General features: G+C 68.0%; 15 protein-coding genes. 7 read left to right on the top strand and 8 right to left on the bottom strand.

Annotated features, from left to right (window positions below):
* Window positions 1-216 precede the first annotated feature (216 nt).
* The 3 genes from ITJ56_RS06235 to ITJ56_RS06225 all read left to right on the top strand — a co-directional run bounded on the left by ITJ56_RS06235 (window position 217) and on the right by ITJ56_RS06225 (window position 2126).
* The gene (locus ITJ56_RS06235) at window positions 217-903 is read left to right on the top strand and encodes a hypothetical protein (protein ID WP_194628763.1); all 687 of its coding nucleotides are present in this window, start codon (window positions 217-219) and stop codon (window positions 901-903) included.
* A gap of 3 nt (window positions 904-906) precedes the next feature.
* Window positions 907-1287, top strand: coding sequence for a hypothetical protein (locus ITJ56_RS06230; protein WP_194628761.1), 381 nt, complete (start codon window positions 907-909; stop codon window positions 1285-1287).
* A gap of 107 nt (window positions 1288-1394) precedes the next feature.
* Complete coding sequence (locus ITJ56_RS06225; RefSeq protein WP_194628759.1) at window positions 1395-2126, top strand: SOS response-associated peptidase; 732 nt, start codon at window positions 1395-1397, stop codon at window positions 2124-2126.
* 85 nt (window positions 2127-2211) lie between these two features.
* On the opposite strand, the gene ITJ56_RS06220 is transcribed toward ITJ56_RS06225, so the two are convergent.
* Entirely contained in the window at window positions 2212-3039 is an 828-nt protein-coding gene (locus ITJ56_RS06220; protein ID WP_194628757.1) for an Ig-like domain-containing protein, read from the bottom strand.
* Window positions 3040-3055: 16 nt separating this feature from the next.
* On the opposite strand from ITJ56_RS06220, the gene ITJ56_RS06215 reads away from it, so the two are divergent.
* The gene (locus ITJ56_RS06215; protein ID WP_194628755.1) at window positions 3056-3907 is read left to right on the top strand and encodes a VanZ family protein; all 852 of its coding nucleotides are present in this window, start codon (window positions 3056-3058) and stop codon (window positions 3905-3907) included.
* 285 nt (window positions 3908-4192) lie between these two features.
* On the opposite strand, the gene ITJ56_RS06210 is transcribed toward ITJ56_RS06215, so the two are convergent.
* Both ITJ56_RS06210 and ITJ56_RS06205 read right to left on the bottom strand, forming a co-directional pair.
* Window positions 4193-4522, bottom strand: a complete 330-nt coding sequence (locus ITJ56_RS06210) for a hypothetical protein (RefSeq protein ID WP_228517236.1) — start codon at window positions 4520-4522, stop codon at window positions 4193-4195.
* A 101-nt stretch (window positions 4523-4623) separates the two neighbouring features.
* Entirely contained in the window at window positions 4624-4953 is a 330-nt protein-coding gene (locus ITJ56_RS06205; protein WP_194628752.1) for a hypothetical protein, read from the bottom strand.
* 405 nt (window positions 4954-5358) lie between these two features.
* Between ITJ56_RS06205 and ITJ56_RS06200 the strand changes: the two genes are divergently transcribed.
* Complete coding sequence (locus ITJ56_RS06200; protein ID WP_194628750.1) at window positions 5359-5697, top strand: VanZ family protein; 339 nt, start codon at window positions 5359-5361, stop codon at window positions 5695-5697.
* Between the two features lie 77 nt (window positions 5698-5774).
* On the opposite strand, the gene ITJ56_RS06195 is transcribed toward ITJ56_RS06200, so the two are convergent.
* The 5 genes from ITJ56_RS06195 to ITJ56_RS06175 all read right to left on the bottom strand — a co-directional run bounded on the left by ITJ56_RS06195 (window position 5775) and on the right by ITJ56_RS06175 (window position 11843).
* On the bottom strand, window positions 5775-6329 hold the full coding sequence (locus ITJ56_RS06195; RefSeq protein ID WP_194628749.1) for a sortase: 555 nt from the start codon (window positions 6327-6329) through the stop codon (window positions 5775-5777).
* Between the two features lie 393 nt (window positions 6330-6722).
* Window positions 6723-8543, bottom strand: coding sequence for a DUF4012 domain-containing protein (locus ITJ56_RS06190; RefSeq protein ID WP_194628747.1), 1821 nt, complete (start codon window positions 8541-8543; stop codon window positions 6723-6725).
* 35 nt (window positions 8544-8578) lie between these two features.
* Complete coding sequence (locus ITJ56_RS06185; protein ID WP_194628745.1) at window positions 8579-9550, bottom strand: GDP-L-fucose synthase family protein; 972 nt, start codon at window positions 9548-9550, stop codon at window positions 8579-8581.
* Entirely contained in the window at window positions 9550-10578 is a 1029-nt protein-coding gene (gmd, locus tag ITJ56_RS06180) for a GDP-mannose 4,6-dehydratase (RefSeq protein WP_194628743.1), read from the bottom strand. Before gmd ends, ITJ56_RS06185 begins: the two co-directional genes overlap by 1 nt.
* On the bottom strand, window positions 10575-11843 hold the full coding sequence (locus ITJ56_RS06175; RefSeq protein ID WP_323749731.1) for a glycosyltransferase family 4 protein: 1269 nt from the start codon (window positions 11841-11843) through the stop codon (window positions 10575-10577). Before ITJ56_RS06175 ends, gmd begins: the two co-directional genes overlap by 4 nt.
* A 362-nt stretch (window positions 11844-12205) precedes the next feature.
* Between ITJ56_RS06175 and ITJ56_RS18335 the strand changes: the two genes are divergently transcribed.
* Both ITJ56_RS18335 and ITJ56_RS06170 read left to right on the top strand, forming a co-directional pair.
* Window positions 12206-12769, top strand: a complete 564-nt coding sequence (locus ITJ56_RS18335) for an acetyltransferase (protein ID WP_228517234.1) — start codon at window positions 12206-12208, stop codon at window positions 12767-12769.
* A 29-nt stretch (window positions 12770-12798) separates the two neighbouring features.
* The gene (locus ITJ56_RS06170; RefSeq protein ID WP_194628741.1) at window positions 12799-13902 is read left to right on the top strand and encodes a glycosyltransferase; all 1104 of its coding nucleotides are present in this window, start codon (window positions 12799-12801) and stop codon (window positions 13900-13902) included.
* The last annotated feature ends 9 nt before the right edge of the window (window positions 13903-13911 follow it).

Genomic DNA, 13911 nt, shown 5'->3' with positions numbered 1-13911 from the left:
TCACCGCGCTCGCCTGGACGAATCCTGAACGGCAGCACCACGTCACGGGTGCGGCGGCTCCGGGCGGGGAGCGCCCGGGCGTGTCCGGGCGGGGGCAGGGGCGGGTGCGCCGTGCATCGAGTGAGCAGAAGGTGTCGACTCGCCCGCCCGCACCCGACGTCTTCTGCTCACTGAACGCAAAGCGCGCGGACACCCAGCGCCGGGTAGACATGACGCGTGTTCAAGATCGGGTGGCAGGTGTTCCGGGAGCGGGCTCCCGAACTCGTCGGGCCGCAGTACCGCCGTCGCGTCGTGGTCGTCGGCGCCGTCGTCGCGGTGGTCGCGTTCGTCGGACTGCAGGGCCTCGCGCTGCTCGTCGACGACGGTTCGGTCCCCCTCGCGGTGTGGCTGATCGCATCGGTGCTGTTCGCGGCGGGCATCGGCTGCTTCGGTGCGTGCTTCGTCCCCATCGGCCCCAAGGGGTGGGGCGTCCCCCCGATCCCCGGCATCGGTTGGCGCACGCAGGAAGCCGTCGCTCGCTACTACCGCCGCAACCCGCCCCCGCTCGCACCGGAGCACCGCGACGCCGTCCTCGACCGCGTGCCCGAGACCCGCGACCTGATCGTCCGCGCAGCGTTCCGCGGGTACCTGCTGCTCGGTGGCTGGGCACTCGCGCTGCTCGCCACGATCACCATCAACGTCGCCACGGTGTCGGCGGGTGAGCCGCTCGTCGGGCTGTCCGCGTTCTGGTTGCTCGTGCCCATCAGCGGCGCCGCGAGCGGGATCGGTGGGCTCCGCACCCTCGGCCGTCAGGAGCAGCTCCGCGTCGAGGCCGAGGCGCTCCCGCCGATGCCCCCGCCCGTGCCACCCCGCGGCCGCCCGGGCACCCGGCGCGGCAGCAAGCTCGCCCTGCCGGAGGAGTGACCGGTGTTCACACTCGGCTGGCAGGTCTTCCGCCGACACGTCACGGACGTGCTCGACCCGGCGCGCGTCCGTCGCGCCGCCGCGTGGTCCGGCATCGCGGCGATCCCGGAGCACCGGGACATCGTCCGCACCGACACGGTCCTGCTGCGGCGCGGCATGATCGGCGTACTCGCCCGGGTCGCTCCGGTGGTCGCAGCCGGTGTCGCCGCCGTCCTCGCGGCGTTCATCCTCGGGAACGCGAGTTGGTTCCACGTGCTGTGGATGGCGGGCTACGTGCTCGTGCTCTCGGAGTACGTCGTCCGCCTCGGCCGCTCCGAACGCGCACGCCTGGCCGCCGAAGCCCTCGCCCCGGTCCCCGAGACGCCCGCAGCCCGCATCGAGTGAGCAGAAGATGTCGAGTCCCTCGCCCGCACCCGACATCTTCTGCTCACGGAGCGGAACAGGACACCCACACGCGCACCACTGTCGGCGGCGACGGGCACACTGGGCGCATGTGTGGAAGGTTCGTCGTCTCCGACACCACGGCCGATCTGTTGCCCGAGCTCATGGGTGAGCTCGCTGTGCGCACGGAGCACGTCGACGAGGACACCGGCGAGGTGCGCCCCGGCCTCGCCCCGAGCTGGAACGTCGCCCCGACCGACCCCGTGTACGCCGTCCGCCAGCGCCACGGCGAGCGCGAACTGCCGCAGATCAGCTGGGGCTTCGTGCCGAGCTGGGCGAAGGACTTCCAGAAGCAGCGCCCGAAGCCGATCAACGCCCGCATCGAGACGGTCGCCACGAGCGGCATGTTCAAGCGCGCCTTCGCCACGAACCGCTGCATCGTGCCGGCCCAGGGCTACTACGAGTGGGTCGTGCGCGAGGACGGCAAGGAACCCCATTTCGTGCACGAGCCGGGCGGTGCCCTGGCGATGGCCGGTGTGGTGAGCGCCTGGCCCGACCCCACGAAGCCCGAGGGTGATCCGGACAAGTGGCGCCTGTCGCTCGCGATCATCACCCGTGACGCCCACGTCGCCCCGGGCGAGGTGCACGACCGCATGCCCGCGTTCCTGACGCCCGACGGCTACGACGACTGGCTCGGCGGTGACCTGCACACCGACGACCTGCTGTCCCTGCTGGACCACGAGTCGCTGGCGGTGGCTGCCGGCCTGGAGCAGTACGAGGTCTCCCGCACGGTGAACAGCGTCCGCAACGACGGGCCGCAGCTCATCGCGCCCGTCGCGTAGGCGCTCGCGCCCCGCGCGCAGACGGGAGGCCCGGATCACCGCAGCGGGTCTGCTGCGGTGATCCGGGCCTCCCGTCCGGTGCGCGCTACGGACGCGTGGTCCGGCGGATGCCCGGCGCACCCGCGATCCGGATCGCGATCCGTCGTCGGGTCACCAGCAGCACGCCGGTCAGCAGCAGGGCGAGGGCGGCGAGCCGGAGGCCGACCAGGCCGGTCACGCCGGTGAAGGCGAGCTGGGTGCCGTGGACGATGGCGGCGATCCCGGTCGGGTAGGTGACGGTGATGGCCGCCGTGACCGTCTGTCCCGTGCTGTCCGCAACCATGTAACCGACGAAGGTGGTTCCGGCGAAGCCGCTCTCGGGGGTGAAGAGGACCCTGGCGTGGCGGATGCTCCAGGTGCCCTCGTCGACGACGACCACGCGGTCCACCGGCTTGCCCGACTCCGGGTCGAGCAGCTGGAGCGTCCCCGGTTCGAAGGCGGCCCCGCCGGTGGCGGAGTCGTTGTCGAGCGGGGCCACGACGACCCGGTGGCCGACGATCCCGGTGGCGGAGTCATCGGTGGCGACCGCTGCGGCGACCACGGTCATGGTGGCGGTCGCGGTGGCTTTCTGCCCCGAGGCGTCCGTCACCGTGTAGGTGAAGGTGTCCTCGCCGGTGAAACCCGCGGCCGGCGTGTAGACGTACGCGCCGGAACGCTGGATCGTCACGGTGCCGTGGGCCGGGTTCCGGGCCGGGGCGGCGGTGAGGCCGGTGCCCTGGTCGTCGGTGAGCAGGCCGTGGCGGGCGTCGCGGGTGACGGGCGTTCCGGCGACGGTGCGACCGGTGTCGTCGGCCGCGGCGATGCCGACGCGGATCGTGACGGTGGCGTCGCCGAGAACGGGCGGTGGTGCAGGCGCGACGTGGAGACGCGGCACGGTAACGTCTGCCGACGTGACCACACCCGCCCGGATCGCGCTCGCACGGTCCGTGCTGGCCGCCGGAGTGGTCGTCGTGGTGGCCGCCGCATCGCTGCCCTGGGTCGTGAGCACGGGGGTGGAGGTGTTCCACGCGGTCGTGGCGGCGCTCCGCGGAGCCGGCCACGGCCTCCTGTCCGTCGAGGACGGCTTCGTCACCGCGACGGTCGTGACGGCGGCGACCGCTCCGCTGCCCGCGCTCGTGGCGGCGGCGGTGCCGACGTCGGACCGGCGGGCCGTCGGCTGGGCGACGCTCGGCACCGGGGTGCTCGTGAGCATCGTGGCCGCTCGGAGCTCGTCGGCGGGCGCGACGTGGGTGTCGCTCGCGGCGGCGTCGGCGGTGGGGCTGCTGCTCGGGTGCCTGGTACTCGCGTCCTTCCGTGCACGGACCGCGTCCGCGACGCCGCGGAGCAGGCGCATCGCGACCTGGCTGATCGTCGTCTACGGCGTCGGGGTGGTGCTGGTCGGGTTCACGGGCTCCCCCGTCGACGCGGGGCTGCACCCGGGGATCCTCCGGGTGCTCGAAGCGGCCCACCGCGTCGGGGTGCCGGACTGGTTCGGGTACGCCGCCCTCGAGTTCACCGCGAACGTGGCGTTCTTCGTGCCCCTGGGGTTGCTCGTAGTCCTCGTGACCGGGGCACGGCGATGGTGGCTGGGCGCGATCGCGGGCCTGGTCGTCAGCGCGGCGATCGAGGCGGGGCAAGCGCTGTTCCTGCCGGCGCGGTTCGCGTCATTCGACGACGTGCTCGCGAACACGAGCGGCGCCGTGATCGGGGCGCTGATCGGTGTCGTGGTGCTCGGGTGGGCTGCGGGACACCGCAACCGCTGACCCGGTCGGTGGCGAATCCCGCAATGCGCTTGCGGACGCGAGCGAGGTGTCCTCGACTCGCATGAACTCGTCCTACGCGTACCACCCCGGCACCCCCGAGCGCCCCGCCCCGTCAAGCGCGCTCAGATCTTCCCCTGGTGGATCTGGGTGATCAGCCCCCTGCTCACGGTCGCCGTCGTCTTCGCGGCCCTGCAGGTCGCCTGACTCCCGCGGCGACGCCCGAGGTGGCGGCACACGAAGAACCCCCGCCGGCAAGCCGACGGGGGTTCGTGGTCCAGGAGCGGATCAGGCGGTCGGACGGATCACATCCGGCAGCAGCACGTGCAGCCGCTCGGCCAGACGCGCCTTCGCCTCGTCCAGGGACCGGAAGTCCCCGACGTACTGCCCGAAGGTGTCCGCCACGAAGAAGTGATCGCCCTGCCGGTCGACGGTGCCGCCGTAGTAGCCGCCGTAGTTCGCGACCCACAGGCCGCTGTCGGCCTGGGCCCAGCTGATGTGCACGCGCGCGACTTCGACGGGAGCAATGACCTGGGCCTCGATCTCGGCGATGGCCTGGATCGTCTGGGTGTCCAGGGTCACCTCGGCCTGCTGGCGGTGGGCGACGGTCGTGCTCATGGTCCTGCTCCTTCGTGCTGCGCTGCGTGCTGCGTGGTGCCGGTGGTGCCGGGTGGTGCGGGCGCCGCGATCGGCGCCGGGGGTGCTGGTGTCCGTGATGGTCAGTCGACCGGCCGGATGACCGGCGGGAGCATCACGTGGAGCTGGTCCTCGAGCTTCGTCTGCGCTTCTTCCAGCGAGGCGAACTCGCCGACGACCATGCCGAAGGTGTCGGAGGCGACGTAACGGCCGTCACGCTTGTCGACGCTGCCGCCGAAGTACCCGCCGTAGCCGGCGATCCACTCCCCCTGGTCTTCCTGCACCCAGGTGACCTTGGCGCGGGTGGGACGGGACGACGTCGCCGCGTCGGCTTCGAGGATCGCGATGGTGTCCACCGTGTCGGTGTCGAGGGTGACCTCGGCCTGCGTCGCGTTGTTGACGGTGATGCTCATGTCGCTCTCCTTCACGATCCGGGGTACATCTGCTGACACCAGAACGCTACGAGAAGTGCCGAGTGGATCGCCAGCGAGGCCCGTGGATTCACGGGTTCCGCCAATGCCCTCCATCAGCAAGGCCTGGATTTCCGGGGTGGTGTGACGTCTTTCCGGGGTACAGCCCGGTGATCGGGGTACTCGTTTTCTGGATCGCCGCTTCAGGGACGAGATAGCTGCGGATCCGGCCTGGAGGCACGACTCGCTACCGTCGGCACGCGACCTCCGACAATCCCCGCCTCGACGACCGCGCCCCGGCCTCCTGGCGCAGCCGTCGGTTCGCGACGTGGCTGGCTGTCGCCTACGGCGTCGCGGTGGTGCTCATACGCGTCCTGGGGCTCCCCCCTTGGACGCCTCAGGCGGCCCGTGGCTGGCGCGCGCGATCCCTGCGGGGCCCATAGCCACGGCCTGCCCGGGCGCCTCGGCTACGACACGGTCGAGTCCCTGGCCAACGTGGTCTTCGTCGTCCCGCTCGGCCTGCTCGTCGTCCCGCTCTGCCTGCTCGTGGTGCTGCTCGCCAGCGCCCGGTGGTGGTGGGCCGGCCTCGCAGCGGCAGTCGTCGTCAGCGCGTGCATCGAGACTGGTCAGGCGCTGTTCCTGCCCGCCCGCACCGCAACCCTCGACGACGTCGTCGAGAACGGCGTCGGAGCCCTCGTGGGGGCTGTGGCGGGGGTCCTGCTACTCAGCCGGGCGGCTCGGCGTTGACGCAGCTGACAACGACTCCAGACACGACGAAGCCCCCGGAGCAGATGCTCCGGGGGCTTCGGTCAGTCTGTCGAGACTCAGACGGTCTCGCGCTGGCGACGGACCGAGCCGCGGACCAGCAGGAGGCCACCACCGAGGACGACGGCGCCGCCGGCGACCCAGATGGCCAGAGCGGAGACGGTCGAACCGGTGAAGGCGAGGGTGCCGTCCGTGCCGGTGCCGTCGGTCGAGACGACCGTGGTCGCGTCAGCCGGGGCGACGGTGAAGGCCGCGTAGCCGACGACGCCCGAGGTCGCGCCGGTGGCGGTCAGGTTGTAGGTGCCCGAGGCACCCTGCGGGAACGTGACGGTGACGACGAGCGAGCCGTCTTCCGAAGCCGTGTAGGTCTCGGAGACAGTCGTCGTCGGCAGCGCGCCGAGCGTGACCGCACCGGCACCGGTGACCTGCACGTTGACGGTCTCGTTGTCCTGGAACGCGCCCTCGCTGAAGTTCACGACGGCGGTGCCACCGGCAACGTAGTTGCCGGAAACGGTGACGTTGGAGTCGGGCGTGTAGCCGGCAGCGTTGGCAACGGCGGGCGTGGCGAGCAGTGCAGCCCCAGCCAGGACGACTGCGGCGATGAGCTTCTTCATGTGGTTTCCCCTAATGGAATGTGTTGTAGTCCGTCAGGCGCTGTTTCCAGAGCCTCACCTCCGCGGATGACAACCTCACGACCAGGACATGGCAAGCGCGATTGGCGAAGTTCCCTCAATCTAGCGGATTTTCACAGCTTTGTGCCAGATCGGCTGGATTTGGACCGATCGCTGCGGCGTGTTCACCTTCGCCAGGAGGGGCAGCAGGGAGCTCAGGGGACCATCGACTCGCTGTGCTGACTGCGAAATCCCTGGTCAGTGCCGCCGCGCGAATCGGGGCTGCAAGCCTGACCGTCCCGTCCGGAGCCTTTGAGCCCGAACAGCCACGCCTTGTCACCCCCGGAGTGGGGGCAGGGCACCGCGTTTACGGGACGCCTCTGACTCACTCTCACGTCAGTCGGCCGCGGTCGGCTGCTCACACTCGAACGTGAGCGGCTCAGCCTCGGTCTGACGAACGCCCGGGGTCGAGCTCGCCTGCACTGCAGCGTTGGCGAACTCGGCCTTGCCGAGGAACGCGACCCGGAAGGTCAGGCTCTCCCCTGGCGCGAGCAGGGTCTGCAGCTGGGCAACGGGGTGGTCGCCGTCCGTCGCAGTCTGCAGCGCAGTCGCCTTGCCGTCCTTCGAGGCCCCCAGGAAGATGGAGTCCTTCGGGGCGTAGACGGCGACGAGCGTCTTGATCTTGCCCGGCTCCACGCCGAAGTCGCCGCCACCCGTGACGTAGGCCGGCAGGCTCGTCGCAGCGTCGGCGGGCGCCGTGTTCTTCAGGGTGACCTCGACCGCCGAGGTCGGTCGACCGTCCTTCCGGCACACCGAGCTGCCGACCGACACCGTCTTCTCGAGGTAGTAGTCCATCTTCGAGCCAGTGCCGTCGTTCAGGTACACGCCGAACTGACGGGTGTCGGCGGAGGCCGTCGGCAGTTCTCCCGCCACGGCCGTCCCGCTGATCCGAGCCTGCTCGGACTGGGCGGCGCTCCATATCCGCAACCGCCCCTCGCCCGAGCTCTCGGTCAGGGCCGAGATGAACTTGGTCTCGTCGAAATCGCCGCTCGACACCTTGTCGAAGACGGCGCTGGCGGCGGACGCGAAGAACGCGTCCTGCACGACCGGATCCGGGTACTTCGCGTACACGTCACTGAGCAGCAGCTTGACGGCGTTGTCGGACGTCAGGGTGTCGCCCGTCGGCAGCTGCACGGGACCGGTGGCCTTGAGGATGTAACTCAGCGTCACCGGGTCCATCGCGAGGACGCCATCGACCTGCTGCCCGTACTGCTGCTTCCACATCTCCTGAGCGAGCTTCGCCGAGACGTCGAAGCGCGGTGTCAGCGTTACGTCCTGCATGTACTCGCCGGTGATGTCTCCGTAGAGCCCCCGCGTGTCCGCGGTCAGCGGCAGCACCGGCTGGTCGTACGGGCCGAAGGACGACCCAGCCGCCTGGTTCTGCAGGTGAATGGCGCCGTCCTCGGCCTGGAGGAGCGCCACGGCCCCCGGGATGCCCCCGCCCGCGCGCAACTCAGCGTTGTTCTGGAACAACAGCACGTAGTTCCGGTCGCCGTCGTGGCCGAGCATGGCCGGCGTGAGCTGCACGATGCGGTTCGCCGTGTCCGCTTGAGCGGATGCCGTCGAAAGTGCGTTCCGCAATTTCCCGACCGCCGTGGTCACGGGCGACAGGGTGCCGCTGACGTCGATCGCCGCGGCGTCCCTGTGCGCGGCGGCGAGGGTCTTCGTCGCCTTCGCCACCGACGGCTGCGCGTCCTCGATCGGCTGGAGATCGATCTTGCCGTCCTTGGGCGCGAACGAGTCCGACCCGAGTTCACCCACCACGTCCGCGACCGGCGTGACCGCGTTCTGGGCCACGTCGTCGACGATGACGGAAACGTCGCGCACCGCGCGCAGGTTGGCGCCGAAGAAGGGCACGTACTGCGCCGCACCCCACACCGGGTCGCCGGTGAGCGAGCGCGCCGAACCAGCTTCGTCTTCGAGCTGCGCCGCGGTCTTCTGGACCGCCGCCGCATCCCCGTCGGTCAGCTGCGACCGCAGGGTGTCCACATCACCCACGGCTCGTTCGAGGTGCCCCTTCGCGAGCACGCCGCGCACCCCCACCCAGGCGACGGCGAGGATCAACAGAAGGACGAGGGCGAGGACGACCCACAAGACGACCCGGGCCCTGGACCCCCGGCGTGCTGCAGTGCGTCGCGACTCGGGCTGGTCGGACATGCGGCAATCCTACGGTTCCTCATGTCCGACCTGCGTCACTGACGCACCGAATCCACGTGTTCGCGGTACCAGTCGATGGTGCTGCGAAGGCCGTCCTCGAGCCCGATCTGCGCAGTCCACCCCGCGTCCGCCAGCTTCGACACGTCGAGGAGCTTCTGCGGGGTCCCGTCCGGCTTGGACGTGTCCCAGACGGTCTCTCCCTCAAACCCGACGATCTGGCCGATCGTCTCGGCGATCTCTTTGATCGTCACGTCCGATCCGGTACCGACGTTGACCTGGTCCGGCCCGTCGTAGTGCTCCATGAGGTGGAACACGGCGGCCGCCATGTCGTCCACGTGCAGGAACTCTCGACGGGGCGAACCCGTTCCCCAGTTCTTCACTTTCGATGTACCCGTGCGAGCGGCTTCGTCGTACCGGCGGATGAGGGCCGGCAGGACGTGGGAACCGGTCGGCGAGAAGTTGTCGCCGGGACCGTAGAGGTTGGTCGGCATGGCCGAGATCCACGGACGGCCGAACTGCCGCCGCACGGCCTGCACCTGCAGGATGCCGGCAATCTTCGCGATCGCGTACGCGTCGTTCGTGGGTTCGAGGTGCCCGGTCAGGAGCGCGTCCTCGTGGATCGGCTGCTCGGCCATCTTCGGGTAGATGCACGACGATCCGAGGAACACGAGCCGTTCAACACCGTGCTCGACGGCTGCGTCCATGACGTTGACCTGGATCTGCAGGTTCTCGCTCAGGAAGTCGTGTGGGTAGGTGTTGTTCGCCATGATCCCGCCCACCTTCGCGGCAGCGAGGACGACGTGCTTCGGCTTCTGGTCTGCGAAGAAGGCGAAGACAGCGCCGCGGTCCTTCAGGTCCAGCTCGGACGAGGTCCGCCCGATCAGGTCGCCGAAGCCCTCGGACTCGAGCTTTCGCCACACAGCCGAGCCGACCAGACCACGGTGTCCTGCGACGTACACACGGTCCGCTCGATCGATCGGGCCAGGGGTGAAGTCGGTCGTGGTCATCAGGAGCCCCAGCTCTCGAGTCGGACGGTGTCGATCCAGGGACGACCCTCGTGCTCGAGGGCCGAGATGTCGGCGTCGACCATGATCCTCGCCAGCTCGGCGGTGTCGACAGTGGCCTTCCAGCCCAGCTTCTGCTCTGCCTTGGAGGCGTCGCCGACGAGGGCATCCACCTCGCTCGGTCGCAGGTAGCGCTCGTCGAACCGCACGTGGTCTTCCCACTCCAGTCCCGCGTGCGAGAACGCGGTGGACAGGAAGTCCTTGACCGTGAAGTTGCCGCCGGTAGCCAGGACGAAGTCGTCCGGCTCGTCGGCCTGCAGCATCCGCCACATGCCCTCGACGTACTCGGCTGCGTATCCCCAGTCGCGGACCGAGTCGAGGTTGCCCAGGTAGACGTGGTCTTCCAGGCCGGCCTTGATCCGCGCGACCGCACGGGTGATCTTCCGCGTGACGAACGTCTCACCGCGTCGCGGCGACTCGTGGTTGAAGAGGATGCCGTTGACCGCGAACATCCCGTACGCCTCGCGGTAGTTCCGCGTCACCCAATAGCTGTAGACCTTCGCCGCACCGTACGGGGAGCGCGGCCAGAACGGCGTCTCCTCGTTCTGCGGCGGCGGGGTCGCCCCGAACATCTCGGACGACGACGCCTGGTAGAACCGCGTGTGGATGCCTGACACACGAACCGCTTCGAGCATGCGCATCGTTCCGACACCGGTCACGTCACCCGTGTGCTCCGGCTCGTCGAACGACACTCGCACGTGCGACTGCGCCGCGAGGTTGTAGACCTCGTCCGGCTTCAGCTCGCTGAGGAGGCTGACCAGCCGCGCACCGTCGCCCAGGTCGCCGTAGTGCAGGAACAGCTTGGCACCCGACTCGTGCGGATCGACGTACAGGTGGTCGATCCGCGACGTGTTGAACGTCGAGGCACGACGGATGATCCCGTGCACCTCGTACCCCTTTCGGAGCAGCAACTCGGCCAGGTACGACCCGTCCTGCCCGGTGATGCCCGTGATGAGCGCGCGCTTGGTCAAACGTTCCCCGATTCTCTGGTCGCAAGATCCCGCTCGCCCACGGCCAGTTCCCTGAGCAGCTGAGTAAATGTATCGAACGAGGCACGTGGCGTGAGCCGATCCGACCTGAATCGGCGTCCGTTTTCACCAAGATCAGCCGCTCGTGCAGGGTCCCTCGCGAGCGATTCGGCTGCATCGAGCAACGCCCGCGGGTTGCCGGCGGGTACGACCACTCCCGCCTCGGCCAGAAGCACCTCAGACTCGGTGATGCTCCCCGCGTCGGTCGCCGCGATGACCGGCAACCCAGTGCTGAAGTACGACGTGAGCTTGCTCGGCACCGCCATACCAGCAACACCGGCCCGCTCGTTTACCAACAGGGTGTCAGCAGCTCCAAGCGCAAGGCGGAATTCCGCATCCGGAAGGGAGCTAACCAAGGACAACGCAGGAACCTCGACGGCGAGTCCAGCGAGCCGCTCGCGCTGATTTCCATCGCCGAGCAGTACGAACCGGACGTTGCTCCCACGTTCAGACGCGAGCCGCGCCGCGTCGACGACGTTCTCCAGGCCTTGCTTCACCCCCATGTTGCCAGCGTGGAGTACGACGTGGTCGTCCTTGCCCCACCCAAAACGCTGGCGGATATCGCTTCTGTCAAAGAGCGGCGCAGGCTCAAGGTGTGACCAGTTCCGGACCACCGTCACCGACTCTGAGTCGATGCCCATCTCCTGCACGAGTGTGTCGCGGAAGCGCTCGTGGATGACGACAACCGCGTCGGCCCCACGAAGGCACCAGCGCTCAATAACCTTTATCGCGGTCGTAGCGATACCTGCCTTCTTCTCGCCAATCTCGTTGAGACCCAGCGTGTAGAGGTCCTGGACCCACATAACCACTGGTCGGCGGGTCATCAGCCGAACCTTCAACAGCGCCACTGCAGTGGCGATCAAGGCTGGCGAGACCAGCACAACCACGTTTGGGTGTCCGAAGCGTGTAGTCGCAGCTGCAACGCCGAAGGAAAGTTCGGACAGCGCGCGGGCCGAGCCCCCGGGCCGAGACGGAAGCCGGTGCCGCCGCCGCACGACCCGCACACCGTCCTCCACCGAGATGCGGGATCGAGGCGGCCGCGACTCGCGGAAGGCCCACTGCGGGTAGTGGGGGAAGGACGAAATCACTCGACTTCTGATCCCTCGAGCCACTAGCTGTCGCGCAAGACCCGCAGAGTACGGGGCGATGCCAGTGCTTTCGGGCGCATAGTTGAGGCCGACGAACAGGACTGAGAGGCGGTTGTCCACTCGGAGAACATAACAGTCGATCCCCTTAGGACGGCCCGCGTGGTCATCGGTGCCCCAGCGCCCCTCCGGGACGAGATCGACATTCGCCCCACTACCAAACGTAGTTGGCCGGACCCACTTCCATGATCGCCCCCAGCAGACAGGCCGCCAGCGGGGCAAGGAACTTCGCCCACGCTCGAGGCCGCGTTCGGCTGCAGGGCTACCCACCCGATCACGAACACCCGCCCGTACCGCGAGGGCGGCGTCACAGACACGATATCGTCCGGCGGACGAGTCCGAGCTAGGCTCTCGGTCCGAGCCCACAACGAACTACTCCAAGGAACCGCGAGCACTGAGCGAGATGGCCGAGCGAGAGTGTCAACATGATCGATGATGCAGATGTCCCGGTCGTCTCCCTATCAGAGGCGCCCGGAGAACGAGCAGCGTGGGGGCGCCCGGCGCGGGTTGTCTTTGCCTGGGCCGGGGTCGAGTTACTCCTTGTCCGAAACCCTTGGCAAATTTCCTCCCGGCTTCGCGTTTGGGCCCTAAGGAAATTCGGCGCGAGCATAGGCAGGGGGGTTATCTTCAGGCCGGACACCCGAGTGAAGTTTCCGTGGAACCTCACCGTCGGTGATAACTGCTGGATCGGCGAGGGAGTGTGGTTCCACAACCAGGACAAAGTCATACTCGGTCATGACGTGGTGATCTCACAACAAACAATGCTTACTACGGGCAGTCACAAGCACGCGACGAACATGGCGTTGACCACGCGCCCGATAACGGTCCACGACGGCGCTTGGATCACGTCTCGGTGCTTGATTACTGGCGGCGTGACAATCGGACGGTCCGCGCTCGTCGCACCGATGACCGTGGTCAATGACGACATTCCACCCAACACTAAGGTGTCTGGGCAAGAAATCCGCGTCCTTGGTAAGCGATTCCAATGACCTCTCGGAGCGCCCTGCGAATCACGCACGTGGTCACCTATGCATCCTGTGATGGGGCGTTCGGTGGCCCGCTGGCAGTCGCAATCGAACAAACGCGAGAACTCGCAGCGCTGGGCCACGATGTCGAACTGGTAATGGGCTGGGACGGGCGACTGGAGGTGGATGTCCCCGGAGTGCGCGTCCGCCTGTTCACGCTGAACCGACTGCCGAGCCTCGGCTTCAGTGGGATGTTCTCCTTTGCGATGCAGCGCTATCTGCGCACGGCCGCGGCGGAGCGGGACATTTTGCACGTCCATCTCGGTCGCGACCTCGTCACCGCATCCGTCGCGCGAAACGCTATCGCCGGGAGCGCCAGCTTGTTTCTCCAGACGCACGGGATGGTCATGCCCGACGGACGCCTTCGCGCCGCTACTTTCGACCGACTGTTCATCCGGCCCGCGCTAGCCTCAGCTTCCAGTGTCCTGACGCTCACTCCCGAAGAAGAGGAAGGCATCGGCGGACTTTCGCGCAATCGAAGTCAAACAGATCGTGTCACCAACGGCGTTGGGACAGCCTCACAGGCCGCCATGTCCCGCCGCGTGCACCCTGAGGGCGCATTGGAAATCTTGTTCCTAGCGCGTCTGCACCCGAGGAAGCGCGTACTCACCTTCGCGCGAGCAGCAGCTCTCCTCGCCGCGCGCTTACCTCTCCTTCGCTTCTCCGTAGTTGGCCCCGACGAGGGCGATCTCGACGAATTGCAGACCTTCATAGTCGAGAACAGTTTGGACAAGACGCTTATCTACGAGGGACCGATCGCCCCGGGCGAGGCACCAAAACGTATCGCACAGGCGTCCGTATACGTTCTGCCCAGCATTGGAGAAGTCGTTCCCATGTCAGTTCTTGAAGCGCTCGCCGCGGGCACGCCCACAATCATCACCCGAAGTAATGGCTTGGCATCCGCACTGGAAGAAAAACACGCCGCACTAGTCATCGACGAAACGCCTCAAGATTTGGCGGACGCCATCGAGCGCCTAGCAGCTTCAGCGTCCCTGCGAGCTAGCCTTTCCACTGCCGGCGCGCGAGTGGTTGAAGCCAATTTCAGTGCCGCAGCTGTGGCTCTACGACTCGAACACTTGTACGACACACGAATGTGACCGCGCCAA

Source organism: Curtobacterium sp. VKM Ac-1376 (assembly GCF_015351025.1).
Lineage (GTDB): Bacteria > Actinomycetota > Actinomycetes > Actinomycetales > Microbacteriaceae > Curtobacterium.
This window is presented reverse-complemented; position numbering and strand designations above follow the sequence as displayed.

Excerpts from the sequence above, each read along its gene's own strand:
- ITJ56_RS06225 (WP_194628759.1), top strand. The coding sequence starts at position 1,395 with ATGTGTGGAAGGTTCGTCGTCTCCGACACCACGGCCGATCTGTTGCCC.
- ITJ56_RS06190 (WP_194628747.1), bottom strand. The coding sequence starts at position 8,543 with ATGTCCGACCAGCCCGAGTCGCGACGCACTGCAGCACGCCGGGGGTCC.
- ITJ56_RS06185 (WP_194628745.1), bottom strand. The coding sequence starts at position 9,550 with ATGACCACGACCGACTTCACCCCTGGCCCGATCGATCGAGCGGACCGT.
- ITJ56_RS06195 (WP_194628749.1), bottom strand. The coding sequence starts at position 6,329 with ATGAAGAAGCTCATCGCCGCAGTCGTCCTGGCTGGGGCTGCACTGCTC.
- ITJ56_RS06205 (WP_194628752.1), bottom strand. The coding sequence starts at position 4,953 with ATGAGCATCACCGTCAACAACGCGACGCAGGCCGAGGTCACCCTCGAC.
- ITJ56_RS06210 (WP_228517236.1), bottom strand. The coding sequence starts at position 4,522 with ATGAGCACGACCGTCGCCCACCGCCAGCAGGCCGAGGTGACCCTGGAC.
- ITJ56_RS18335 (WP_228517234.1), top strand. The coding sequence starts at position 12,206 with ATGATCGATGATGCAGATGTCCCGGTCGTCTCCCTATCAGAGGCGCCC.